Genomic DNA, 22867 nt, shown 5'->3' with positions numbered 1-22867 from the left:
AGCCAAGTGGACGCTTCAAAGTTTTACGTCAATTGACGCGAGTTAGCGATCTTTCCTCCTACGGCGGGGAGATCGACGTCGAGGAGGGGAATAGCATGACGACTATTATTTACCATGTCGGAGAGCACGACGGCGGCTTCGGTTACCGTCTGGGAGACGTCTGGTCGGAGACCTATCCGGACCACGATAGCGCGCTCGCTGCCGCCAAGTCGGCGGCCCAGCGTCAGCACATTGAAGGCCGCGATGCCGAAATTTCATATCAGCTCGCCGATGGTCGGTGGCAGACGGAACATGCGGATGGCGGCGACCGCCCCGATGCGGAAGTAGTCGACGACGAATAGGAGAAAGGTTGATGGGCGTCCTGGCAAGATCCTGTCTCTCCGGCCCCCAAAACGGATCGCGCTCTGTCACCGCACCGACTGCCGGCAGGAGAGCCGCCGCGGTCACCTACTTCGCCATATGGCTGGCCGACCTGTTCGAGAGCGAAGGCGACACCGTCGACGGTGGTGGACGCCGATTCTGTCCGGAGTGCGGATCGCGCGTGTACTCCGCGGAACGAAGCCGAGCTTAAGCTGGGCGTCCTGTCCGAAGCGTCGAGGCCCCCTGCCCCGACATACAAGCTGTGAATCAAGAGCCGCGAGGCGCTGCTGCGGCGGATCGAAGCCCAGAGGTCGGGGTTTCGTCGAAGCCGTTTGATGTGAGATTGCGTTGGCTTATGCAACCTCATGAACCGCTTTCCCCGTCGATATTGAGAGCCAGCGCTGAACTGATGCAATCAAGCAAAATCTGTTCACCGAACGGTTTTGTCAGGCAGCCGACGATGTCCGCGCCCAACGCAGACGCGCGCACATTCTTTTCCGGAAAGGCGGTGATCAGAACAGTCGGAATGTTCTTACCCAGCGCGACGAGCCGGCGATGCAGATCGAGCCCGCTCATTCCGGGCATATTGATGTCCGTCACGAGGCAGGCCGTGCGGCGGATATGGGGGAATCTCAAGAAATCATCCGCGGATGAGAAGGTCTCGGCATCAAATCCGATCGACCTCATGAGCCCCTTGATAGCCTCCCGCATCGACTCGTCGTCGTCGACGATCGCAATCAGAGGTCTCTTGGTTGGCACTGCCGCCTCCCAACTTCGCCGATCAGCATCATGCCGAATTAGCGTCGTGGCGCGCTGGACTAGATGGATTTAGTATTGAACGTCGACAAAGGCAGCGCAAGCTATACGATCGTATAGAGTATCTAAGACTTGCGGCAACGAGCTGGTCATCTGCCGAGAAAGCGCCCGCGTCCCGATTGGAATATTGCGGTGAAAAACTTCTTTTCGATCGTCGCACATCGTCGCAAGTGCTTGAGGTTTGCTTGCCTCTCGCCGCCCGATACTTGCGGCACGCGTCCCCTTATGGCGTAGCCGCCGGCTATGTGGCGCATCGGCACGCCATGGCAGTCTCGAGGACGCGCCAGCGCTTCTGGGGACCGCCCGCATCTAGCCTTGTGGCCGAGGTAATTATCGCGCATTCTGTTGTGGGACGAAATCCGTTTCGGCACTAGCGAAGGAGAGAGGAGGAGGAGTGTTCTCATCGCATGACTGGCGCCCTGCTGGTTGGGCTTCGCCCGCTGCTGCCGCGGTGGGGGTGGATAGTATATATCCCAAGACGTCGATTCACCTTGAGGGCTCTGACGATTGACCGAGGCGCCAGCAACCATCATTGTCATCGATGATGACCCGGAAATCCGCGAGGCGCTTGGCAGTCTGCTTCGTTCGGTCGGCTTTGCCGTCAATCTCCTCGCTTCGGTGGGCGACTTCCTCAGGTCTGGGCGACCCAACGGACCGACCTGTCTGGTGCTCGATGTCCGGCTTCCGGGGCAAAGCGGTCTTGATTTTCAGCTCGAGCTGTCACGAGAAAATATTCAGCTGCCGATCGTCTTCATCACCGGGCACGGCGACATTCCCATGTCTGTCAAGGCGATGAAAGGGGGCGCGGTCGAGTTCCTGACGAAACCGTTCCGAGACCAGGATCTGCTCGACGCCGTTCACGTCGGCCTGGCGCGCGACCGCGCGTGGCTTGAAAATGAAAAGGCATTGGCGACGGTGCGGGCGCGTTTCGATAGCCTGACCCCGCGGGAGCGCGAGGTGATGGCCTTGGTGGTAACCGGAAGGCCCAATAAGCAGATTGCCGGCGATCTAGGCGTGAGCGAGATTACCGTGAAGGTTCACCGCAGCCAGGTCATGCAGAAGATGGGCACCAGATCCCTGCCCGAACTCGCGCGTATGGCCGATAAGCTGATGCTCGCTCCGGGAAAGCCGCAAACGCAGTTATAAAAGTCTTGGCCGCGCGTATAGGTCACCCCCTCCTCATTGATAATCGATCCTTCCTGGTGGCCAATAGCCCCGGCGGGAGCCCTGCCGTATGGTGTCCTTACTCCCCTCCTCCCAGAGGCCTGATCGCCACCGATCGGCCCGCCTTGGCCTCCCACCCCCCGGAGGCTTTCTTTTTGGCCTCGGTCCGGCAAGAACACTCTCGACGCCAACACGGGCAACGAATCGCAACTGACGGCACGCCCATGCGCTCGGTGGAGTAGCTCAGACCATTGCCCCCGTCATTATCGGGGCCCAGGATGACTTCGCCGACATGACTCGCCGGGCAGAAGTTCGCTGATGGGTATTCCAAAGTATCGCAAAGATGAAACCACGGTATAATTTCCCATCGTCCCGTCTATCGCTAGAGTCTATTCGTTGCCTCGGGAGATAGGTGGCGAATCCCCCCGTTGCTACCACTAAGCTTCGGCGCTCCCTCCATCCGGAGCTCTGCGGGTCCACGACCCGCCAGACCGCCCAGCAGCCGCTGGGCGGTCTTTCGTATAGGTGGACCACGTATCGAACGGACGGGTGATGGCCGCTCGCTGTTGGGACGATTAGGCGAGATGTGGTAAGAAGGTGGGGAAGTGGTCGCGTTTCGTCTATGTGCTCGCCTTGGCCAATTTGAATGGAGGGATCTCCGAAACGAAAGTGGCAGTGCCAGATGCGACACGCGAGATGACGAAGTCGGCAAGCAGGCACATGTTCTTTCTTCGGCGTTGGTGGAGATGGGAGTTTGGAGGTTCTTTGGGAGGACGGTGATCGCGTGTTCCACCGGGAATGGCGCCGGGGTGCCGACGGCAAGTGGAACCCGGTGCTGGTCGTGCTTTCGGCCCTCGAGTACCCGACACCTTCAAGTTTCGGCCGCCTCGACCATGAATATGGATTGAAGGACGAACTTGATGGTGCATGGGCGGCGCGACCGCTTGAGTTGGTGCGCGAAGGCGGCCGGACCATGCTGGTGCTTGAAGATCCGGGCAGCGAGCCGCTCGCCCGGCGGCTCGGAACGGCAATGGAAACGGAGCTTTTCTTGCGCCTCGCGATCGGCATCGCCGCTGCGCTCGGCAAGGTCCACCAGCGCGGTCTCGTCCACAAGGACATCAAACCCGCTAATATCCTGGTAACGGGTACGGGCGCCGAGGTGCGGCTAACCGGCTTCGGGATCGCCTCGCGCCTCTCCCGCGAGCGGCAGGCCCTCGAGCCGCCCGAAGTGGTCGCTGGAACGCTTGCCTACATGGCCCCCGAACAGACCGGGCGCATGAACCGCTCGATCGATTCCCGCAGCGACCTTTATGCGCTCGGCGTGACGCTCTACGAAATGCTTACCGGGAGCCTGCCCTTTTCCGCCTCCGACCCGATGGAATGGGTGCATTGCCACATTGCACGGCAGCCGACACCGCCCAACGAGCGGGTGGTGGATGTTTCACCGGCGGTCTCGGCCATCGTCATGAAGCTGCTCGCCAAGACGGCCGAGGAACGATACCAGACGGCAGGCGGCGTCGAGCACGATCTGAGCCGCTGTCTCAGCCAATGGAAAATGCAGTGCCGGATTGACGCATTCCCGCTCGGCGAACGCGATCTCCCGGACCGCCTGCTGATTCCCGAGAAGCTATACGGGCGGGACAACGTGGTCGAGACCTTGCTCACTGCCTTCGAGCGCGTGGTGTCGAGTGGGGCGCCGGAGTTGGTGTTGGTCTCTGGCTATTCCGGCATCGGCAAGTCGGCGGTGGTCAATGAACTCCACAAAGTTCTGGTGCCGCCGCGCGGCCTGTTTGCGTCCGGAAAGTTCGATCAGTACAAGCGCGACATTCCGTATGCGACCCTGGCACAGGCGTTCCAAAGCCTTATCCGGGAGCTTCTCGCGAAGAGCGACGCCGATTTGGCACCCTGGCGTGAGACGTTGAGAGAGACGCTGGGACCGAACGGACGGCTGATGGTCGATCTCGTCCCCGAACTGAAGCTCATCATCGGCGACCAGCCGCCGGTGGCTGAACTTCCGCCATCTGACGCTCAACGGCGTTTCGAGCTGGTATTCCGGCGGTTCATTGGTGTCTTCGCCCAGCCGGAGCATCCGCTGGCATTGTTCCTCGATGACCTGCAGTGGCTTGACACGGCGACGCTCGATCTGCTGGAAGATCTCTTGACCCGGCCGGATCTACGATACCTGATGCTGGTGGGTGCCTATCGCGACAACGAAGTAACCGCCGCCCATCCGCTGATGCGGACGCTTCACGCGATCAAAAGCGCTGGCGGCAAGGTCGCGGAGATCACGCTTGCGCCGCTTACCAAAGGCTATCTCCAGCAGTTGATCGCGGATGCGCTCTACTGTCAGCCCGACCGTGCAGCCCCGCTCGCGCAAATGATGTACGACAAGACTGGCGGCAATCCGTTTTTCGTCCGTCAGTTTTTATTTTCGCTCGCCGAAGAGGGAATGCTCACCTTCGATCATCACGCGGCATGCTGGCACTGGGATCTCGAGCGCATTCACGCCAAGGGATATACCGACAACGTCGTGCACCTCATGGTCGGCAAGCTCGCGCGCCAGCCGGCCGAAACGCGGGAGGCGTTGCAGCAGTTCGCCTGCCTTGGAAACATCGCTGATACCACGATGCTTTCACTCGTCCTCGGGGTTCCGGAGGAGCAAGTCGCCGGGGCCTTATGGCCTGCCGTCGCTCATGAACTGCTCGAGCGGCTGCCAGACGCGTACCGGTTCGTCCACGATCGCGTTCAGGAAGCCGCCTATTCGTTGATCCCGGAGGAGCGACGCGGCGAGTTGCACCTTCGCATAGGGAGACTGCTTGCGTCGAACACCGCGCCGGAGTTAATTGACGATTATGTTTTCGAGATTGTCAGCCAGCTCAATCGGGGAGCTGCGCTGATCACGGCAACCCAGGAGCGCGAGCAACTGGCCGAGTTCAATCTTCTTGCTGGCAAGCGCGCCGCGGCGTCGACGGCATACGCCTCGGCGCTCAACTACTTTGTTACCGGCACGAAGCTGCTGCCGGAAGACGCCTGGGAGCGTCAGCGCCAACTGACCTTCGCGCTTGAGCTGAACCGAGCCGAATGCGAGTTCCACCTGGGCGCGCTGCAAGACGCGGAGGAGCGGCTGTCACAGCTTTCCAATCGTGCTGTCTGCTCCGACGACCAGGCTGCTGTCGCCGGCCTGCGTATCGATCTCTATGCCGCGCTTGGTCAGACCAGTCGCTCCGCCGTGGTCGGTCTCGACTACCTCAGGCAGCATCTCGGCATCGACTGGTCGCCGCATCCGGCTGACGAGGAGGTGCAACGAGAATACGACCGGATATGGTCGGGGCTCGGGAGCCACGCGATCGAGGAGCTCATTGATTTGCCGTTGATGAGCGACCCAGCATCCTCCGCGACGCTGGATATTCTCACGCGGCTCGTTGGGGCGGTATGGCATACGGATGCGAATCTGGCCTGCATGGCAATCTGCCTAGCTGTGAACCTGAGCCTCGAGCGAGGCAACAGCGACGGCTCCTGCTACCATTATGTGTCGCTTGGCTATATTGCCGGGCCGCGCTTCGGCGACTATGAGGCCGGATTCCGGTTCGGTCAGCTAGGCTGCCATCTGGTCGAAAAGCATGACCTGAAGCGCTTTCAGGCCAGGACTTACAAAGACTTCGGGGCTCACGTCATACCGTGGACGAGACATGTCCGAGTCGGCCGCGACATCTTGCGGCGAGCGCTTGACATCGCCAACCAGAGCGGCGACCTCACGTTCGCCGGATACAGCCATGTCAGTTTGAACTCGAACCTGCTGGCGGCTGGCGATCCGCTTATCGAAGTGCAACGCCAAGCGGAGATTGGCCTCGCGTTCGCGCGGGAGGTGCGGTTCCAGTTCGTTGTAGACCTCGCCAGCGCGCAGCTCGGACTCGTTCGGACACTGCGCGGGTTGACCCGAAAATTCGGCTCCTTTGACGACGACGGATTTGACGAACGTGAGATCGAACGCCGGTTTTCCGAAAATCCGAATCTTGCGGAAACCTGCTACTTTGTCAGAAAACTCCAGGCGCGGTTCTTCGCGGGCGACCATGAGGCGGCCGTGGATGCGTCATTGCGGGCGCAGAGACTGCCGTGGACATCGGTGTCGCATTTCGAGGAAACGCCGGAGCATCATTTCTACGGCGCGTTGGCCCGCGCCGCATGCTGCGACTCTGCCGCGGCTGACCAGCGGGCGCGGCATACGCAGGCTCTGGTCGCCCACCACCGACAGCTTGAAATCTATGCGAAGAATTGCCCGGAGAACTTCGAGAACCGAGCAGCGCTGGTCGGCGCCGAGATAGCACGCCTTGAGGGCCGCGAAATCGACGCGGTTCGTCTTTACGAACAAGCGATCCGCTCGGCGCGAGCAAACGGCTTCGTTCATCACGAAGCCCTCGCATATGAACTCGCCGCCCGCTTTTATGCGCAGGGAGGCTTCGAGGACTTCACTCGTCTTTATCTCCGCAACGCGCGTGGCTGCTATCTGCGCTGGGGTGCGGACGGCAAGGTGCGGCAACTCGACCAACTCTATCCTGACCTGAGAGGGGAAGACCGCGCTCCCGCTCCAACGAGCACCATTGGTGCACCGGTCGAACAACTCGATCTCGCGACTGTTATCAAAATCTCGCAAGCCGTGTCGGGCGAGATTGTTCTTCAGAAGCTGATCGACACGGTCTTGCGCACCGCCGTTGAGCAGGCGGGCGCCGAGCGCGGCCTGTTGATCCTGCCGCGTGGCGGTGAGTCACGGATCACGGCGGAGGCCACGACGGGCGGCGAAACGGTCGTGGTGCGGATGCGTGACGAGATCGTGACAGGGACAACCCTGCCGCAATCGCTCCTCCATTATGTCTTGCGCACAAACGAAAGCGTGGTTCTCGACGACGCTATGGCTCGGAATCCATTTTCCTCGGACCCCTATATTTGTCACCACCGTGCTCGTTCTATTCTCTGTGTTCCGTTGCTCAATCAGGGCCAACTTGCCGGGGTACTCTATCTTGAGAACAACCTCGCCCCTCGGGTCTTCGCGCCGGCTCGGATCGTGGTGCTGAAGCTTCTCGCCTCTCAGGCGGCGATCTCACTGGAGAATACCCGGTTGTACCGCGATCTCGCTGAACGCGAAGCCAAGATCCGTCGCCTCGTCAAGGCCAACATCATCGGGATCGTCATCTGGGATATCGAAGGTCGCATTCTCGACGCCAACGAAGCATTCCTCCGCATGGTGGGATACGACCGAGAGGATCTTGCCTCGGGTCGGCTATGCTGGACGAACCTGACGCCCGCGGAATGGCGCGACCGCGATGCACGGGCCGTCGCGGAGTTGAAGACGATCGGGTCGGTCCAACCGTTCGAGACGGAGTACTTTCGGAAAGATGGCAGCCGTCTGCCCGTGCTGATGGGCGGCGCTCTCCTAGAAGAAAGCAGGAACGAAGGGGTTTCATTCGTCCTCGATTTGACGGAGCGCCGGCAGGCCGAAGAGGCGTTACGGGAGAGCGAGGAAGCCTTGCGCGAAGCCCTGGTGCAACTGGCCCACGCAAACCGCGTCGCCACGATGGGGCAGCTCACAGCCTCCATCGCCCATGAAGTCAATCAGCCGCTCGCCGCGTCGCTCACCAACGCCCAAGCGGCCTTGCGCTGGCTCGCTGCCCGTCCGCCGAATCTGGAGGAGGTGACTCAGGCGCTCGGCCGGATTGTCGATAACGCCAATCGAGCCGGCGATGTCATTGGCCGGATCCGTGCCTTGGTCAAGAAGGAACCCCCTCGAAAGGGGCAATTCGACCTCAACGAAGCCATTCGTCACGTGATTGCCTTGACCGGCAACGAAGTGCTCCGACAGGGCGTCACGCTGCGGACCCAATTCGCGACGAGCCTCCCATCCGTGGAAGGAGATCGCGTCCAGCTGCAACAGGTGATCCTAAACCTGATCATGAACGCCATCGAGGCGATGACAGGCATTAATGAGGAAGAGCGCGAGTTGCTCATCAGCACCGGGACAGAGGCCTCGGGAGGCGTGGTCGTCGGGGTGCGCGACTCAGGTCCAGGCTTGGACCCGCAAAGTATGGATCGCATTTTCGAGGCCTTCTACACGACCAAATCCAGCGGCATGGGTATGGGCCTGGCGATCTCCCGTTCGATCATCGAGGCCCACGGCGGCCGGATGTGGGCGACCGCTAATGGCCCTCGTGGGGCGGCGTTTCTGTTTACCCTGCCTCTAGGCTGAATCGACATTCATCGCATCCAGACGAGGGCGGCGGCCAGGTGGATGAAGCTTAGGAAGTTGACGGCGCGCCTGTCGTAACGGGTTGCGATGCGACGGAAGTGTTTGAGCTTGTTGAAGCAGCGCTCGATGAGGTTTCGAGCTTTGTAGGCGTCGAAGTCGTATGGGATGAGGTGCTTACGCGTCGGATTGCATGGGATGACGGCTTCGGCACCCAGACTGCTGATGACTTGTCGCAATGCATTAGAATCATAGGCTTTATCGGCGAGAACGCGGCGGGCTTCTAGTCCTTCGAGCAAGGCTGGGGCCTGGGTGACATCGCCGCGCTGGCCAGGAGTGAGGATGATCCTGAGTGGCCGCCCTCTGCCATCGGTGGCCATGTGGATCTTGGTGGTCAGTCCTCCTCGGGAGCGCCCCAAAGCCTGGTCCCCCCTTTTTGGCCGCCACCCTTTCCGGTGGCCGCCTGCTGGTGGGCGCGCACCAGCGAAGAATCGAGGGCGACATAGTCGTTGTCGGGATCCTTGACGAGATGATCGAACACCGTCTCCCAGACTCCCGCCTTGGCCCACCGGGTGAAGCGCTTGTGGACTGTCTTGTACTTGCCGTAGCGCTCAGGCAGGTCATGCCAATGGGCTCCGGACCGCAACACCCACAAAACCGCGTTCACAAACAAAAGGTTATCCTGCCCGCATCGGCCAGGATCTCCGGGCTTGCCCGGCAAAAGATCGCAGATACGGCGCCATTGAGATGCAGTCAGTTCATATCGCTTGGCCATCTGAGGTCTCCAGATCAATCAATCCGGAGACCTATGAATCACACATTAAGCCTGACGTGAATCCTGAATGTCGATTGGACCTAGAACGAGACGAAATCCCTGGCGCAAGCCATGCCGACCAAATCGCAATGATGGGAAAATAGGGCCAACAACTGGCCGAGGTTCTCCCAGCCGGTTCTGCTTTCCGCGAAGTGTGAAGGCCGTCGGCGGCCTCACTTCTCCAACGCGAGACGACTGAGGTGCTGCCGAAGTTGAATTCACCTTCACGACGCGGTCATCGGGCCAATGGAGGCAGCAGTGGAAAAGCAACGAGCGGATCGCACGGCACGAGATCGTGCGACAGTAAGCTGGACGCCATGGCCAGCACCACCATGTCCGCACTAGCAAAACGGTCTAGGCCCCAAGCTCGGCGACACTCGTGTACGGACCAAAAAAACCCTTCCAAGACGCGGATCGCTTGGGCTAATGCATGGTCGCGGAACTCACTGAAGGGCAAAGATTCTCGAAGTCCTCCACAAGACGGACAAGCCCGAGGGAGTAGCACCAAAGACCGAACCGCGTCCCGGTGACATATAGGGTAAAGGCAGATCTCCAGGCGTGCAAAGCTTCTCCCCAGGGAGGCGTGATTGTTTCGCATGGCTTGGTGGAAAACGTCATCAAATGAGCCTCAAAGACCGTATTCGGCCATGATGAACCATCTGGCGGCACCTGGAGCGGAGAGGCCGGAACCCAAGATCTACCTTTCCCTTGTGCGCTGGGAAACAGCGTCAACGGGACCAGCTCGATTTCGATTCGGTTGAGTTCATATGTCATGGTGTCAATCCTCGGAAGAACGCGAAGAACGAAGAGGCAAACGGTGCGACCCGTGGGCTCGCCGGCCACCTTTTGGGGGGAAACCGCCGTCCGGACTGCTCTTGATTCAGGTACCCCCGCTGAACTCCCCAGTGAGCTTGACGACATGGCCGCGCGGAAGAATGTACCCTGACCATAGCAGGTCGCTGCCCGACCTGCCATTGATCGGAAGGAAGGATCGGGTAGCGAACAGGAGGGGATGACTTATACGGGGGTTTAGGAGGCCCTGATCGAGGCCAGCAAGCCGTGTGATGGCTCCGCTGGAAAGTCGACCATCACCCGCTTCGCGATGAGGTGCCCTCGGCTAGGACAGACGACCATGACGCCGGTACGCGCTCCTTTTCCGACGGCTTTATGCTCGAAAACGAGTGACCGAGCCTGGCATGGCTCCCCAGCGCCCGCCCTTCTGCTACGGCCGTATAATGTCCGCATACGCAAGTATGATGGTGGCCCTGTACACTTTGTTTTAACGTTTGCTCATAAGTGCCGGCTTCGCCAAGCTGCTCATCCTCGCACCGGCGTCGCTAGCCTTTCACAGAGCGTTGGAACCATGGCCAGTTTTAGGTTCCAATACCGTTAGGGAAGGACGCAGAATGCCGACGGTATCTCCGACTCCGATCACGCCGCCACACGAGCACGTTGTCACCGCCCGCGAGGCGCTTGAGCCCCTCTACGAAAGACTGGAACTTCACACCGAATCCACCTTACTTTCGGCGGCAATGGCAGCCGGATGGCCAGCCGAGGAAGCAACGAGGGCGCTGGCTGCCCTTAGATTGCAAGACGCCCTCAATATTCTTTGCCGAGCGAATAGAGGTCCAGGCATATCGATGCACAGCCCAAGGGCCGAATGAAATGGAGGTCTTCTCGAAGTTCTCCAACGGGGGATATCCAGCAGCACGATCAACGAAGGCCGCGTCAATGGAAACGTCCTCAAGCAACTGAATTTTGGAAGAAGACGTCCTCGTGGCTGCCCAACGCTGCCCGGTGGCGCTCATCGACGATCGCCGAGAAGACGCCTAGTTCCCTGAGACTGAAGAATTCGTGGAATTCAACGGGCTGTGCAACACAGGCGTTCACGCGGAGCTTGTAGCTTCTACGACAGCTCCGTCACGAGCTGATCGAAACAAAGTCGACCCGCCACCACGTCCCGTTCGACCTCAAGGAAGTGGCATAACAAGCTTCAGTCGGATCAATCTGGCGATCCAAATCCGTTTCCCCACGACGATCACGTGTTCGCCTTCCTAGGAGCTGTAAGACAAGAGCCTATGCCGAACCGGCCCAGAGCCAATACCGTCCAGACAGCCGCAAGCTTGCGCAGATGCCGGTTGCTTCTAAAACCGTTCGGCGAAACACCAGAGGCTTACTTGGTTGCCGCGATTTAGTATATTGACCAAGTTATCGGCCTCCTCGGCGGTGAGCATGTCCATGACAAACCCATCGATGATGGCCGGTTCTCCGATGACTTTATCGAACACCGTCCAGTAAATGTTGAGGTTCTTGCGACGGCTATATCTTTGCGCTGCCATCGTGAACGGCCTCCGTGTAGTAACGACTTTCATGAGCGGTCTATCAGACATGACTGCCCCGGCTGCTCTTGGCATCCGCGAGGCTCGTGACGCTAGTCGGCAGCTCGGCAGAGGAAGAGGGCTCGCCTTTAGCGGGTGGTAAAGCCTTTAAGAAGGCGCGTACAGTAGAGCATTTTTGTACCCGCTAATGAAGACATGCGTTGGAATCAGGCATGCTATCTGTTCGTATAACCTTCCAAAAGCTCGCACGATGAGCAGGCCGGTGCATTATCTCGACGGGGCGGTCATGTGGGCGGAGGCCTGCCGGGCGCCGCTCTCGTTTTCGACGACAAAGTAGTCGCGCACCGCCTCGAATTCGCTGTCGCGCTTCCACCATTCGCCGAAGACGCGCTCCGGGGGGCCCCCCGCGCGCTTTACCCGATGACGCTTGCCGCGCCAGGTGATGCTGGCCGGCGGATGATCCGGCAATAGGGCTATCGCCTCGATCGGATCCGGACGATCCCAGGGGTTCAATCGGAAGCGACATCGATCAGGACGCGTAATGTTGAGATCGTTATGATCCCCCGCTTGTGGCAATAAACGCGCGCAATACTGCCGCCATAGGTGTGCCATGGACAGCGAGGTCGCGTACCGTGCTCATGTGATCCCCGTCTACAACGTGCGATGCGCGCACTTCTAGCCCTTGGGCGGCAAGGGTGTCTCTGAACGCATTTGCCTGGATTTTGAACGGGTTGGTTTCCAGTTCGCCGGTCATGATAGCTACACGTGTTGCAGGATCGTGCTCCTGACGCATAGGCGTAAACCGTCGCACCTCCTCGTCGCTCAAGGCGATCTCATCACGGAGGAAGGACGTCTGCAAGGGTTCGAGATCGTATAGCCCGCCAAGCAGGAAAGCAGCAATTACGCCCGAAGGCGCGAGCGAGCGATGGAAGAGAAAGGTTGCAAGATGTGCGCCAGCGGAGTGGCCGCTGACAGAAAATCGCCTCGGTGTGGCGCCAAAGCGATCGGCATGCGCCAGCAGGAAAGACTTGGCTTTCAGCACTTGTCCAACCAGGACGTCCATTCTTGCCGTGGGCATCACCGAATAATCGACGATGGCCGCGACCGCGCCTGCGCCGGTGACGGTCTCGGCGACACAGGAATAGTCCTCCTTGGAAAACATCCGCCAATAGCCACCATGGATGAACATGTGGATCGGCATGTCAGAACCGGCATTATTTGGCAGGAAGATATCGAGTGTCTCGCCCGGTTCGCTCCCGTAGGCGACATTGGCCTCCATGGCGACAGTGCGGCGCGTTGCAAGGCTGCGAGCGCGGATATCGCCGACGATCTCGTCGAAGCCTGCGACATGGTCACGAATGCGGAACGGATCGGCGGCCACAGGTTCCTCCCTCAGAAACTTGCCGCAATATACTTGGCTTCCATGAACTCCGCGATACCGTGGTGCTGCCCTCCTTCACGTCCAAGGCCGCTCTGTTTCACACCGCCAAAGGGGGCAGCGGGATCCGAGACCAGTCCACGATTAAGCGCGATCATGCCGGCCTCGACCTTGGAGGCGACCCGCATGCCGCGGCCAATGTCGCGGGTATAGATGTAGGCGGCGAGGCCATATTCCGTATCGTTGGCGGCAGCGATGACCTCTGCCTCGCTCTGGAAACGGTAGAGCGGCGCGACGGGACCGAAAATCTCCTCGCACCCCATGTCGGAGGCCGGGGAAACATCGACAAGCACCGTCGGCGGATAAAAAAACCCGCGTCCTGAAATTGTTCGTCCGCCGCAGAGAGCGCGCGCGCCGCGCGAAATGGCGTCCGCGACCAGGCGCTCGATCTTCTCCACTGCCTTGCGCGTGATCATCGGGCCGCATTCCGTATCCAAGTCCACACCTGGGCCGACCCTGAGGGCGGCCATGCGTTGGGCAAATTTTTCAACGAAGACATCGTGGATACCCGACTGGACATAAATGCGGTTTGCAGCTGTGCACGCCTCGCCGGCATTGCGCATTTTCGCGACCATCAGACCCTCGATCGCCGCGTCAATGTCCGCATCGTCGAAAACGATGAACGGCGCGTTGCCGCCGAGTTCCATGGAGCAGGAGATGACATTTTTCGCCGCTTCCGCCAGAAGCGTGCGGCCGACGCCCGTCGAGCCTGTGAAGGAGAGTTTTCGCACACGCGGGTCGGCCAGCATGGCGGCGGTGACGGGGCCTGGCGTCGATGTTGTCATCACGTTCACTACGCCCGGCGGCACGCCAGCCTCCTGGTAGAGAGCCGCAAGAGCATAGGCAGTCAGCGGCGTCTCGCTCGCGGGCTTCAGGATGACGGTGCAGCCTGCGGCAAGGGCAGGGGCGATCTTGCGGGTCGCCATCGCGGCCGGGAAATTCCACGGTGTGATGAGAACGCAGATGCCGATGGGCTGGTAATCGACGACGATGCGGTTTCCACCGGCCGGGGCAATGCCGAACTCACCAGAGATGCGCACCGCCTCCTCGGCGTTCCACCGAAAGAACTCCGCCGCATAGGCCACCTCGCCGCGCGCGTCGCGCAACGCCTTGCCGTTCTCAAGCGAAATGAGCCTGGCAAGCGCTTCGGAGCGTTCCACCATAAGTTCGAAGCAGCGGCGCAGGATCTCGGAACGCTTTCTCGGCGGCGTCTCGCGCCAACCTTCCGCGGCGGTTGCGGCAGCCTCCACAGCCGCCGCGGCATCCGCGGCGGTCGCATCCGGCACGGCGGCAATGACCGCCTCGGTCGAGGGGTCGATCACCTGGATCCGCCCCTCGCCCGCCGCGGGCCGCCAGGCACCGCCAATATAGAGGCCGCGGGCGAACGAACTGAGCCCGAACGGATCGTGGTCTGGATGCGAAGAATGCTGGTTGACGTTCATGATGGTTTCCAAGGTCAGAGGGCAGAAGCGGCCAGATCGCCGTCATAAGCGGCGCGCACGAGGCCGCGCATGGCGGCGGAATCGAAGGAGCGTGGATTATTCTTGATCAGCCGGCCGATGCCGAGCGCCTGCTCGGCGGTCCAGTCGATCCTGTCTTCCGGCAGACCGAGCGCGGCGAGCGTCGGCGAGATGCCGATCGCGGAGAAAAGGCGGCGCACCTCGCCGATCGCGGCATCGGCAAGCGTCTCGTCGTCCTCCACGCCAGTGGGATCGAGGCCGAGCGCCCTACCGACAATGGCGATTTCCGCGCTCGCGACGCGGCGATTATATGTCATCACATAGGGCAGCATGGTCGCCACCCCGAGGCCGTGCGCCGTATGGGTTACGGCACCGACCGGATATTGCACCGCATGGGCCGCAGCGGTGCCCGCCGTCCCGAAGGCACAGCCGGCTGCGAGCGCGCCCATCATCACATCGGCGCGCGCATCGGTGTTGGAGCCGTCGACGAAGGCTTTTTCCAAGCTCCGGCCGAGGAGCCGGATGGCATGCAGCGCGAACTGATCGGAGAGATCACTCTTGCCGATGAAGACATGCTGCTGCGCGAGTTCCGCATCGCCGTGGCGGCGCATGGCGGTAAAGGCTTCGATGGCATGTGTCAGCGCATCCGCACCGGCAATCGCCGTGAGGCCTGGCGGGCAGGAGAAGGTGAGTTCCGGGTCGCAGATCGCCGCGACGGCGATGAGATATGGGCTCGAAATGCCAACCTTCAGGGTACGGTCAGGATCGGAAACAACCGCGACCGGCGTCACCTCAGAGCCTGTGCCAGCCGTCGTCGGCATGGCGATGACCGGTAGGACGGGTGCCGGGACCTTGAACTCACCATAGTAATCGGCGAGCGCGCCGCCATGGGCGAGCAGGAGCGAGGCGCATTTCGCCATGTCGAGGCAGCTGCCACCGCCGATGCCGATTACCATGTCAGCCCCAAAGCCGCGCGCCGCGTCCACGCAATCCGCGACCGTATCGCGCGGCACGTCCGGCAGCGTCTGGTCATGCACCAGCACGACAATGCCGGCCGCTTCGAGCGCGGCGATCATTTCCGCAAAGACCGGGGTTGCCGCGAAACGCGCATCCGTGCAGACAAGCGCGCGCCGGCCGGTCCTGCTGGCGACGCTGGCAAGAGCGTGGCGCTGGCCGATGCCGAACAGGATTTCGCGCGGCAGCCTCAAGGCGGCGAACAGGCTCACGATCTTTGTCCTTCGAAGGCCAGAATGGGGGAGCGGGAAAGGGCGTTGAGGTCTTCCCAGAGGCGCCGGTCGATCTCGAAACCGTTCCGGCTTGCCGCCGCTCGCCGCCGGCGGGCACGATCGCCCGGGACGAGGACCCGTTCGCCGGCGCCGGCGGGCGGTGAGGCGCGCACGGCATCGAGATAGGCCGACAGTCGCGCCGGCAGTCCCGGCGCCAGACTGGGCTCGATCAAGATAAAGATGTCGCCCTTGTTGCATGGCAACTGGCTGTCGAGCGTGCCGCGCACGTCCGGCGCGAGCGCCGAGCCGGCGAGAGCTGCCACCAGCAGCTCCATGGCGATGCCAAGGCCGTAGCCCTTCGCGTCGCCGAACGGCGCAATCGCGCCGGCCTTGGCACGCTCCGGATCGATCGTCGGGTGGCCGGCCGCATCGCGTGCCCATCCCTCGGGAATCGGCCTGCCGGTCGCCGCGTGGTGATGGATCCTGCCCATCGGCACGAGGCTGGTAGCAAGATCGAGCACGAGCGGTTCCTCGGCGGTCGGCACGGCTATGGCGATGGGGTTGGTGCCAAGCATAGCCCGAGTACCGCCAAAGGGATGGACCAGCGCTTCGCTCGAGGAGAGCGCGATGCCAACGAAACCCATTGCGGCGATGGCCTCCACATAGTGGGCGAGCATGCCGAGATGGTTGGCATTGCGCACGGCGACAAGGCCGATGCCAAGGTCCGGAATGTGAGGCGCCAGCCGCTCGATCGCGGCCAAGGCGACGACGGGGCCAAATCCCGACGAACCCTCCACCTCCAGCACCGCATCCGCGCGCCAGCGCTGCGTGCCCTTCGTCTGCGGGTCAATGACGCCGCGCTCGATGCGCTCGACCAACAGCGGGAGCCGGTACAGCCCATGCGAGGGATGCCCCTTCATCTCGGCCGTTACCAGGACGCGAGCCTGCAGGGTCGCATGGTCGCGCGGTGCGCCATGTTCTTCCAGCAGGCGAGTGGCAAATGCGAGGGCTGCCGCTTCGGAAACGCGCATGTTTTCCTCCCTATATTAAATCGTATAGGATATAGGATTGTCTTGGCCGCAGCATCGTGCTAGCGATTGAAGCTGTCAAGAGGCAAGGCAGAAGATGATTTCGACGAGACCTAAAGAACCCTCAACGGGCAGAACCGAGATACCGCGCGCCAACAGCCTGGCCGGCGACGTCTACGATGCAATCTTCAACCAGCTCATGTCGTTGAAAATTGCCCCGGGGGCGCGGATTACGGTCGACAACCTGGTCAGGGAGTTCAACGTCTCACACACCCCAATCCGCGAAGCCCTCGGCCGGCTTGAAGGCGAGGGCCTCGTCGTCAAGCAGCATCTGGTCGGCTATCGTGCCGCGCCGCAGATCACGCGCCACCGCTTCGACGAGCTCTATGAACTGCGCCTCCTGCTGGAACCTGCCGGAGCTGCGAAGGCGGCCGAGGCGATGACCGACGAAAAGCTGGCCATCCTGACGGAGGCCGCAGGGGTGATGACACGCAGCGACAACAGGGACGAACGAGCGAACTATTCGGCCTTCGCCCGCCAGGACGCCATCTTTCACGACCGCATCATGGAATTTGCCGGCAACGAGTTGATCCGCGAGATGCTGACATTCCAGCATACACATTTTCATATCTTCCGCCTGATGTTCCACCGCCGTGTCACCGAGGAGGCGCTCGGCGAGCATCAGACGCTGCTCGATGCCTTCGCGGCGCGCGACCCCGGCGCGGCTGCGAACGCAATGCGCATCCATATCGAACATTCGCGCGACCGGCTGTTGCCGGCCTTCGACGAAATTTGAGCAACCCGGGCGGGCAAGGATGTGCCTGACCGATCTGACAACGAGGAGGAGAACCCATGCCAGGCAAGAAAATCCTGATGCTCACCGGCGATTTCACCGAGGAGTACGAAATCTTCGTCTATCAGCAGGCGATGGAGGCGGTCGGCCACACGGTGCACGTCGTGTGCCCGGACAAGAAGGCCGGCGACATCCTCAGGACGTCGCTGCATGATTTCGAGGGGGATCAGACCTACACCGAAAAACTCGGTCACAACGTCACCATCAACAAGACGTTTTCAGAGGCCGAGAAACAGCTCGATGAGTATCATGCCGTTTATTGCGCCGGTGGGCGCGGACCGGAATATATCCGCACCGACAAACGGGTGCAGGCGATGGTGCGTCATTTCCACGATGAGAAGAAGCCGATCTTCACCATCTGCCATGGGGTCCAGATCCTGATCGCGGTTGATGGCGTCGTTCGCGGCAAGACGGTGGGGGCCCTTGGGGCCTGCGAACCCGAAGTCACCTTGGCGGGTGGAACCTATATCGACCTCTCGCCAACCGAAGCCTATGTCGATGGTACGATGGTTTCCGCCAAGGGCTGGACGGCGCTCGCCGCCTTTATCCGCGAATGCCTGAAGGTGCTGGGAACGGAGATCCGCCATACCTGAGACGATGGCACCAAGAAACGATAGGCCCGGCAGGTGACATTTGCCGGGCCCTTCCTTGCGTTTGCGCCGCAATCACACTCCGCCGCGGTTCCAGCTGCGGCCACGCTCGCCGAACATCTCGTAACCGCCATGGGTAATGGCGAGCGTATCTTCCAGCTTAATAAAGCCGCGCTTCGGGTGCAGCATCGTCGTCTCGACCGAGATGACCATTCCCGCTTCCAGCGGCTTGTCGGCATCGATGCCATCATAGGCGACGGGGTGGTTCGTCATGAGAAATGGCGCTTCGTGGCTGATGAGGCCCATGCCATGGCAGAAGAAGTCGGTGAAGGCCGCAGACGGAGAGGCCTTGAGCTCGGCTTCTGCTGCCACGATCATCTCAATGCCCGCAGCCCCTGCCCTGACCCTGGAGAAGGCCGCTTGCTGGATGGACTCCACCTCGGCCAGAAGGTCCTCCAGCTCCGCATCCGGCTCGCCGAGCACGCCCATGCGGCACAGGTCACCGATATATCCGTGCAAGTTGCCGCCGGAATCGATCGACAGGATCTCGCCCTCGGCCCAGGCTTGCGGCGAACCCGCGCGGTTGTGGCTGGAGCCCAACGTCAGCAGGCAATAGTCGAAGTGCAGGCTGCGGTTCGTTTCCTCCCGGCGCAACCGCTCGATGATCTCCATCTTCATCGAGCCGACGCGGGTGGCCGCGATCGTCGCCAGCATCGAGTCCGTGATCAGTTCGGAGGCGCGTCTAAGCTTTGCCAGCTCATCCGCCGTCTTGACGGCCCTTAGCCGCTCCAACGCATGCGTGGCATCGACAAATCGAGCGCCATCCAGCCGAGAGGCAAGGAGGTCGCGGGCGTCGGATGGCAGGAAGGCCGGCTCGATGCCGATGCGCCCACCGGTCTTGCCGATTTTCCTCAGGTGTTCGACGGCAAGCCCGGCGGCATCCTGCGTGCCCCAGGTCGCCGTATGCACGGCCGGCGTCCAGAATGGATTGTTCTGGTGCTCTGCGCCCTCCATGCGGTTACCCACATAGGCGGAGTGGTCTGGCGTGCCTTTCTCATAAATCACCATCGGCAGGTACCGGCTGTGGCCGATAGCATCCATGGCCGCGAAGAAGATGAACTTATAGCCGCCCATGAGATATTGCGTGTTGTGTTTGGAGGTGGCGACGATGACGTCGATACCGGCTTCCTCCATGAGACGGTCGAGCTTGGCCGTATCGAACGGCGCCACCGCGGCCGGCGCTGTTTGCCCTGTGTTGTCGTTCATTGTCTTTCCTCCCAGAAAATGTATGGCACGCCTCAGGAGCCCTGCGGCAACAGGCGAAAGTCCGGAAAATCGCGAAGGGTAGTCTCCGGCCCGGCCGGTGAGTAGACCACGAAGAGGAGCATCGGCCCACCGCCAGTGTTCTTCGTCGAATGGAAGCGACTTTCGGGAACGTAGATCGTGCAGCCGGTGGCGACCCTCCGCGTGATCGGATTACCGTTCTCATCCTCGACCATCTGCTCACCCTCGCCGGAGATCACAAAAATGATCTCCTCCGCGCCCGGATGATTGTGGCGGGAATGGCCCTCGCCACTTGGCAATTCGACGACACCACCGGAAAAGCGGCTGGCGCCGTTGACCTCGGGCCCCACTGTGAGTGACAGCTTGCCCCAGTCGAAGCCGAAGGCGCTCACATCCTTTGGATAGATGAAGTACTTGTCATTTGCCATGAAACGGCCTCCTCCTCGCCCTTCCTCAGACGACCGCGCCGATGGCGAGCGCCTTGAAATCTTCGGTCTGCTTGCGAATTGCCGCCTCTGCCGGCAGGCGCTCCATCGAGCTTGCACCATAAAAACCGTGGCAGCCGGGGCAACGCTCGAGAACGTAGCGCGCATCCTCCGGCATGGAGATCGGGCCGCCGTGGCAGAGCACGATGACGTTGTCGCGCACGGAACGTGCCGCCTTGGTGATCGCAGTGATCTCATCGATGCAGTCATCGAGGGACTTGCCGGAGGTGGCCCCGATCGTGCCGCCGGTCGTCACCCCCATATGCGCCACGACGATGTCGGCGCCGGCGGCCGTCATGGCGATAGCCTCGCTCTCGTTGAAGACATAGGGCGTCGTCAGCAGGTCGAGCCCGTGGGCGGTGGCGATCATCTCGACCTCCAGATCGTAGCTCATGCCTGTCTCCTCGAAACTCTGGCGCATCCGGCCGTCGAAGAGGCCGATCGTGGGGAAGTTCTGTACGCCGGAAAAGCCCATTGCCTTGAGGTCGGCGAGGAAGCGCGGCATCAGCACGAAGGGGTCCGTGCCGTTGACGCCGGCGAGCACCGGCGTCCTTTTCACGACTGGCAACACTTCGAGCGCCATGTCCTTCACAATCTCGTTGGCATTGCCATAGGCGAGTAGTCCGGCCGCAGAACCGCGCCCGGCCATGCGGTAGCGCCCAGAGTTGTAGATAATGATGAGGTCGATGCCGCCTGCCTCCTCGGCCTTGGCGGAGATCCCCGTGCCGGCGCCGCCGCCGACAATTGGCACGCCGGCTGCGATCATGCCGTGAAATTTTTCGAGGATGGTCTTGCGCGGTATGGCTGGCATCGATTTTGTCTCTCAGGGGTTGGCGATGTCACGAAAGGCCGCAACGGCGGCCTCCGTGAATTGCGGGTCGTTGATATGGAGCGGCAGGCGGACGATACGTCGCGACGTTGTCGGCTTCACCGTCTCCTCGAGCGCGGCAAAAAGCGCGGCGTCAGCTTGCGGATCGAAGAACGGACCGCCTTCGATGTCGAGGGCCGAGACGCCCTTCTCGGGAATGAGGAAGCGTACGGGGCCGTGGCAGAGATTGAGCTTGTCGCCGATCCAGCGGCCAATCTGCGCGCATTCGGCCGACGTCGTGCGCATCAAGGTGACGTTCGGGTTGTGGCGGTAAAACAGCCGGCCGGCATAGCGCTCCGGGACTGTCTCCGGCGCCCAGAAATTCACCATGTCGAGCGCACCCACCGAGCCGACATAGGGCAAGCCGGTGCGAGCAATCGCGCCGAAACGGTCCGAGGTAGCAGGCAAGACGCCCCCGAAAAGCAGGTCGCAGACCTCGGTCGTCGTGATGTCCAGCACGCCTGAGATCAGCTCGCTGTCGGCAAGCTTCTCCATCGCGCGCCCGCCCGTGCCGGTAGCGTGGAAGACCAGGCAATCGTAATCCGCTCGGAGGCATTCGACCATGGCGGATACGGCCGGTGTGGTAACGCCGAACATGGTAAGCCCGACAGCCGGTTTCGATGCAGCCACCTCGGCGGGACGGCTGGACATTGCCGTGATCGCCTGGGCCGCGTTGTGAAGGATGACCCGGCTAAGCCGGTTCAGGCCCGCCATGTCCGTGACCGAGGGCATCATCACGATGTCGGAAACATCGACATAGGGTGCAACATCGCCGGAGGCGAGCGTCGAGACCATGATCTTTGGCAGGCCGAGCGGCAATTGGCGCATGCCCGCGGTGACGATCGAGGTGCCCCCGCCTCCACCGATACCGATGACGCCGGCGATATCCTGGCGCTCGACGAGAAAACGCGAGAAGGCAAGGCCCATCGCCTCGACCGCCCTTCCCCGATCTCCACAGGCAAGGACGGCTCCAGCGCCGTCAGGATGGCATGCGGCGACCGTCTCGGCCTTCACGTCGACGGTGGTCGCCGGCACGCGTGTGCCGACGTCGACACGTACGACGCTCCCGCCCGCCGCTTCGATGCAAGCCGCCAGATAAGCGAGCTCCTCGCCTTTCGTGTCGGCCGTGCCGACCACGTAGATCTGCGTCATGTCCCCTCCGCGACCGGGTGGATTTCCTCCCAGCATATCCCACGTTCGAGGCAAAACGATCGGCCCTTGCAAAATTGTGAGACGTGCGTATCATAAAGGCATGGATGTCTCACGTCAACAGAACGAAACAGCCAGGATCGAGCGAGGGCCGCGTGCCCGCACGCGAAAACTGATGCTCGAAACGGCAACCCGGCTCATGCAGTCGGGCATCACGCCGTCGGTCAGCGAAGTGGCCGAGGCCGCCGAAGTGTCACGCGCGACGGCCTACCGTTACTTTCCCAGCCAGGCGGCGCTCGTGCATGCCGTGGTGGACGAGGCCCTGGGGCCGATACTCGGCTGGTCGTCAGACAGCCCGGATGCTTGCATCCGTGTCGCCGACCTTTTGGCGACCGCGATGCCGCGCATCGATGAGTTCGAGGCCACCTTCAAGGCGGCGCTGAAACTTTCGCTAGAACAGTGGGCGCAGCGCCAGGCGGGCACGCTCGGCAACGAGCCGCTGTTTAAGCGCGGCCACCGGGTCGACCTGCTGAAGTGCGTGACGGCACCCCTGCAGGGCACCGTGCCGCCTGAATCCCGGGAACGCCTTGCACAGGCGCTTTCGCTTGTCTTCGGCGTCGAGGTGCTGATCGTGTTGAAGGATATCTGGGGACTGACCTCCGAAAGCGCGCAGTCTGTTGCCGAGTGGGCCGCCAAGGCGCTCGTTGACAGCGCGTTGCGGCAGGCGGAGGGCGAGGCATGACATGGCGACCATTGAC

17 protein-coding genes and 2 pseudogenes are annotated in these 22867 nt (G+C 61.6%); 7 read left to right on the top strand and 12 right to left on the bottom strand.

Going from position 1 to position 22867, the window contains the following annotated elements:
• Nucleotides 1-95 precede the first annotated feature (95 nt).
• Nucleotides 96-341, top strand: coding sequence for a hypothetical protein (locus ELH03_RS35905; RefSeq protein WP_128404020.1), 246 nt, complete (start codon nt 96-98; stop codon nt 339-341).
• Nucleotides 342-723: 382 nt separating this feature from the next.
• On the opposite strand, the gene ELH03_RS35900 is transcribed toward ELH03_RS35905, so the two are convergent.
• A complete protein-coding gene (locus ELH03_RS35900; RefSeq protein WP_128404021.1) occupies nt 724-1119 on the bottom strand; it encodes a response regulator transcription factor in 396 nt (131 codons plus the stop codon).
• Nucleotides 1120-1683: 564 nt separating this feature from the next.
• On the opposite strand from ELH03_RS35900, the gene ELH03_RS35895 reads away from it, so the two are divergent.
• Both ELH03_RS35895 and ELH03_RS35890 read left to right on the top strand, forming a co-directional pair.
• A complete protein-coding gene (locus ELH03_RS35895; RefSeq protein ID WP_033184565.1) occupies nt 1684-2322 on the top strand; it encodes a response regulator transcription factor in 639 nt (212 codons plus the stop codon).
• A 772-nt stretch (nt 2323-3094) separates the two neighbouring features.
• The gene (locus ELH03_RS35890) at nt 3095-8578 is read left to right on the top strand and encodes a trifunctional serine/threonine-protein kinase/ATP-binding protein/sensor histidine kinase (protein WP_130767553.1); all 5484 of its coding nucleotides are present in this window, start codon (nt 3095-3097) and stop codon (nt 8576-8578) included.
• Between the two features lie 8 nt (nt 8579-8586).
• Here the strand turns inward: ELH03_RS35890 and ELH03_RS35885 are convergent.
• A pseudogene (locus ELH03_RS35885) lies at nt 8587-9350 on the bottom strand (IS5 family transposase).
• Between the two features lie 1445 nt (nt 9351-10795).
• Between ELH03_RS35885 and ELH03_RS38405 the strand changes: the two are divergent.
• Nucleotides 10796-11053 (top strand): hypothetical protein, encoded by a 258-nt coding sequence (locus ELH03_RS38405; protein WP_128404024.1) that lies wholly within the window; start codon nt 10796-10798, stop codon nt 11051-11053.
• A 480-nt stretch (nt 11054-11533) separates the two neighbouring features.
• On the opposite strand, the gene ELH03_RS35865 is transcribed toward ELH03_RS38405, so the two are convergent.
• The 6 genes and pseudogenes from ELH03_RS35865 to ELH03_RS35840 all read right to left on the bottom strand — a co-directional run bounded on the left by ELH03_RS35865 (nt 11534) and on the right by ELH03_RS35840 (nt 16883).
• Complete coding sequence (locus ELH03_RS35865; protein WP_128404025.1) at nt 11534-11728, bottom strand: hypothetical protein; 195 nt, start codon at nt 11726-11728, stop codon at nt 11534-11536.
• A 303-nt stretch (nt 11729-12031) separates the two neighbouring features.
• A pseudogene (locus ELH03_RS35860) lies at nt 12032-12226 on the bottom strand (DNA polymerase Y family protein); the annotation flags it as partial.
• Between the two features lie 55 nt (nt 12227-12281).
• The gene (locus ELH03_RS35855) at nt 12282-13109 is read right to left on the bottom strand and encodes an alpha/beta hydrolase (protein WP_128404026.1); all 828 of its coding nucleotides are present in this window, start codon (nt 13107-13109) and stop codon (nt 12282-12284) included.
• 11 nt (nt 13110-13120) lie between these two features.
• The gene (locus tag ELH03_RS35850; RefSeq protein WP_128404027.1) at nt 13121-14608 is read right to left on the bottom strand and encodes an NAD-dependent succinate-semialdehyde dehydrogenase; all 1488 of its coding nucleotides are present in this window, start codon (nt 14606-14608) and stop codon (nt 13121-13123) included.
• A 14-nt stretch (nt 14609-14622) separates the two neighbouring features.
• A complete protein-coding gene (locus ELH03_RS35845; protein ID WP_128410173.1) occupies nt 14623-15852 on the bottom strand; it encodes an iron-containing alcohol dehydrogenase in 1230 nt (409 codons plus the stop codon).
• Nucleotides 15849-16883 (bottom strand): Ldh family oxidoreductase, encoded by a 1035-nt coding sequence (locus tag ELH03_RS35840; RefSeq protein WP_128404029.1) that lies wholly within the window; start codon nt 16881-16883, stop codon nt 15849-15851. The genes ELH03_RS35845 and ELH03_RS35840 overlap by 4 nt, the downstream gene beginning before the upstream one ends.
• A gap of 94 nt (nt 16884-16977) precedes the next feature.
• On the opposite strand from ELH03_RS35840, the gene ELH03_RS35835 reads away from it, so the two are divergent.
• Entirely contained in the window at nt 16978-17676 is a 699-nt protein-coding gene (locus tag ELH03_RS35835) for a GntR family transcriptional regulator (protein ID WP_128404030.1), read from the top strand.
• A 56-nt stretch (nt 17677-17732) separates the two neighbouring features.
• Nucleotides 17733-18326: a DJ-1/PfpI family protein gene (locus ELH03_RS35830; protein WP_128404031.1), complete on the top strand. Its 594-nt coding sequence runs from the start codon at nt 17733-17735 to the stop codon at nt 18324-18326.
• A 72-nt stretch (nt 18327-18398) separates the two neighbouring features.
• Here the strand turns inward: ELH03_RS35830 and ELH03_RS35825 are convergent, their stop codons facing one another.
• Genes ELH03_RS35825 through ELH03_RS35810 form a run of 4 tightly spaced genes read right to left on the bottom strand, consistent with a single transcriptional unit; the run spans nt 18399 to nt 22112 of the window.
• On the bottom strand, nt 18399-19589 hold the full coding sequence (locus ELH03_RS35825; RefSeq protein WP_128404032.1) for a M24 family metallopeptidase: 1191 nt from the start codon (nt 19587-19589) through the stop codon (nt 18399-18401).
• Nucleotides 19590-19621: 32 nt separating this feature from the next.
• Nucleotides 19622-20035, bottom strand: coding sequence for a cupin domain-containing protein (locus ELH03_RS35820; RefSeq protein ID WP_128404033.1), 414 nt, complete (start codon nt 20033-20035; stop codon nt 19622-19624).
• 25 nt (nt 20036-20060) lie between these two features.
• Nucleotides 20061-20903 carry a phosphoenolpyruvate hydrolase family protein gene (locus ELH03_RS35815; protein WP_128404034.1) on the bottom strand — a complete coding sequence of 281 codons (843 nt, stop codon included), beginning with the start codon at nt 20901-20903 and terminating at the stop codon, nt 20061-20063.
• Nucleotides 20904-20915: 12 nt separating this feature from the next.
• A complete protein-coding gene (locus ELH03_RS35810; protein WP_128404035.1) occupies nt 20916-22112 on the bottom strand; it encodes a Tm-1-like ATP-binding domain-containing protein in 1197 nt (398 codons plus the stop codon).
• A gap of 100 nt (nt 22113-22212) precedes the next feature.
• Here ELH03_RS35810 and ELH03_RS35805 point away from each other — a divergent pair, with 100 nt between their 5' ends.
• Nucleotides 22213-22851, top strand: coding sequence for a TetR/AcrR family transcriptional regulator (locus ELH03_RS35805; RefSeq protein WP_164902140.1), 639 nt, complete (start codon nt 22213-22215; stop codon nt 22849-22851).
• Nucleotides 22852-22867: the final 16 nt, after the last annotated feature.

Source organism: Rhizobium beringeri, assembly GCF_004306515.1.
GTDB lineage: Bacteria > Pseudomonadota > Alphaproteobacteria > Rhizobiales > Rhizobiaceae > Rhizobium > Rhizobium beringeri.
Note: the sequence above shows the minus strand (reverse complement) of the source record. Positions and strands in the feature narration are given on the sequence as shown.

Bases quoted from the DNA above. Each gene is read 5' to 3' on its own strand.
- ELH03_RS35830 (WP_128404031.1), top strand. From the start codon at position 17,733: ATGCCAGGCAAGAAAATCCTGATGCTCACCGGCGATTTCACCGAGGAG.
- ELH03_RS35905 (WP_128404020.1), top strand. From the start codon at position 96: ATGACGACTATTATTTACCATGTCGGAGAGCACGACGGCGGCTTCGGT.
- ELH03_RS35850 (WP_128404027.1), bottom strand. From the start codon at position 14,608: ATGAACGTCAACCAGCATTCTTCGCATCCAGACCACGATCCGTTCGGG.
- ELH03_RS35825 (WP_128404032.1), bottom strand. From the start codon at position 19,589: ATGAACGACAACACAGGGCAAACAGCGCCGGCCGCGGTGGCGCCGTTC.
- ELH03_RS35805 (WP_164902140.1), top strand. From the start codon at position 22,213: ATGGATGTCTCACGTCAACAGAACGAAACAGCCAGGATCGAGCGAGGG.
- ELH03_RS35820 (WP_128404033.1), bottom strand. From the start codon at position 20,035: ATGGCAAATGACAAGTACTTCATCTATCCAAAGGATGTGAGCGCCTTC.
- ELH03_RS35840 (WP_128404029.1), bottom strand. From the start codon at position 16,883: ATGCGCGTTTCCGAAGCGGCAGCCCTCGCATTTGCCACTCGCCTGCTG.
- ELH03_RS35865 (WP_128404025.1), bottom strand. From the start codon at position 11,728: ATGGCAGCGCAAAGATATAGCCGTCGCAAGAACCTCAACATTTACTGG.
- ELH03_RS35815 (WP_128404034.1), bottom strand. From the start codon at position 20,903: ATGCCAGCCATACCGCGCAAGACCATCCTCGAAAAATTTCACGGCATG.
- ELH03_RS38405 (WP_128404024.1), top strand. From the start codon at position 10,796: ATGCCGACGGTATCTCCGACTCCGATCACGCCGCCACACGAGCACGTT.
- ELH03_RS35835 (WP_128404030.1), top strand. From the start codon at position 16,978: ATGATTTCGACGAGACCTAAAGAACCCTCAACGGGCAGAACCGAGATA.
- ELH03_RS35810 (WP_128404035.1), bottom strand. From the start codon at position 22,112: ATGACGCAGATCTACGTGGTCGGCACGGCCGACACGAAAGGCGAGGAG.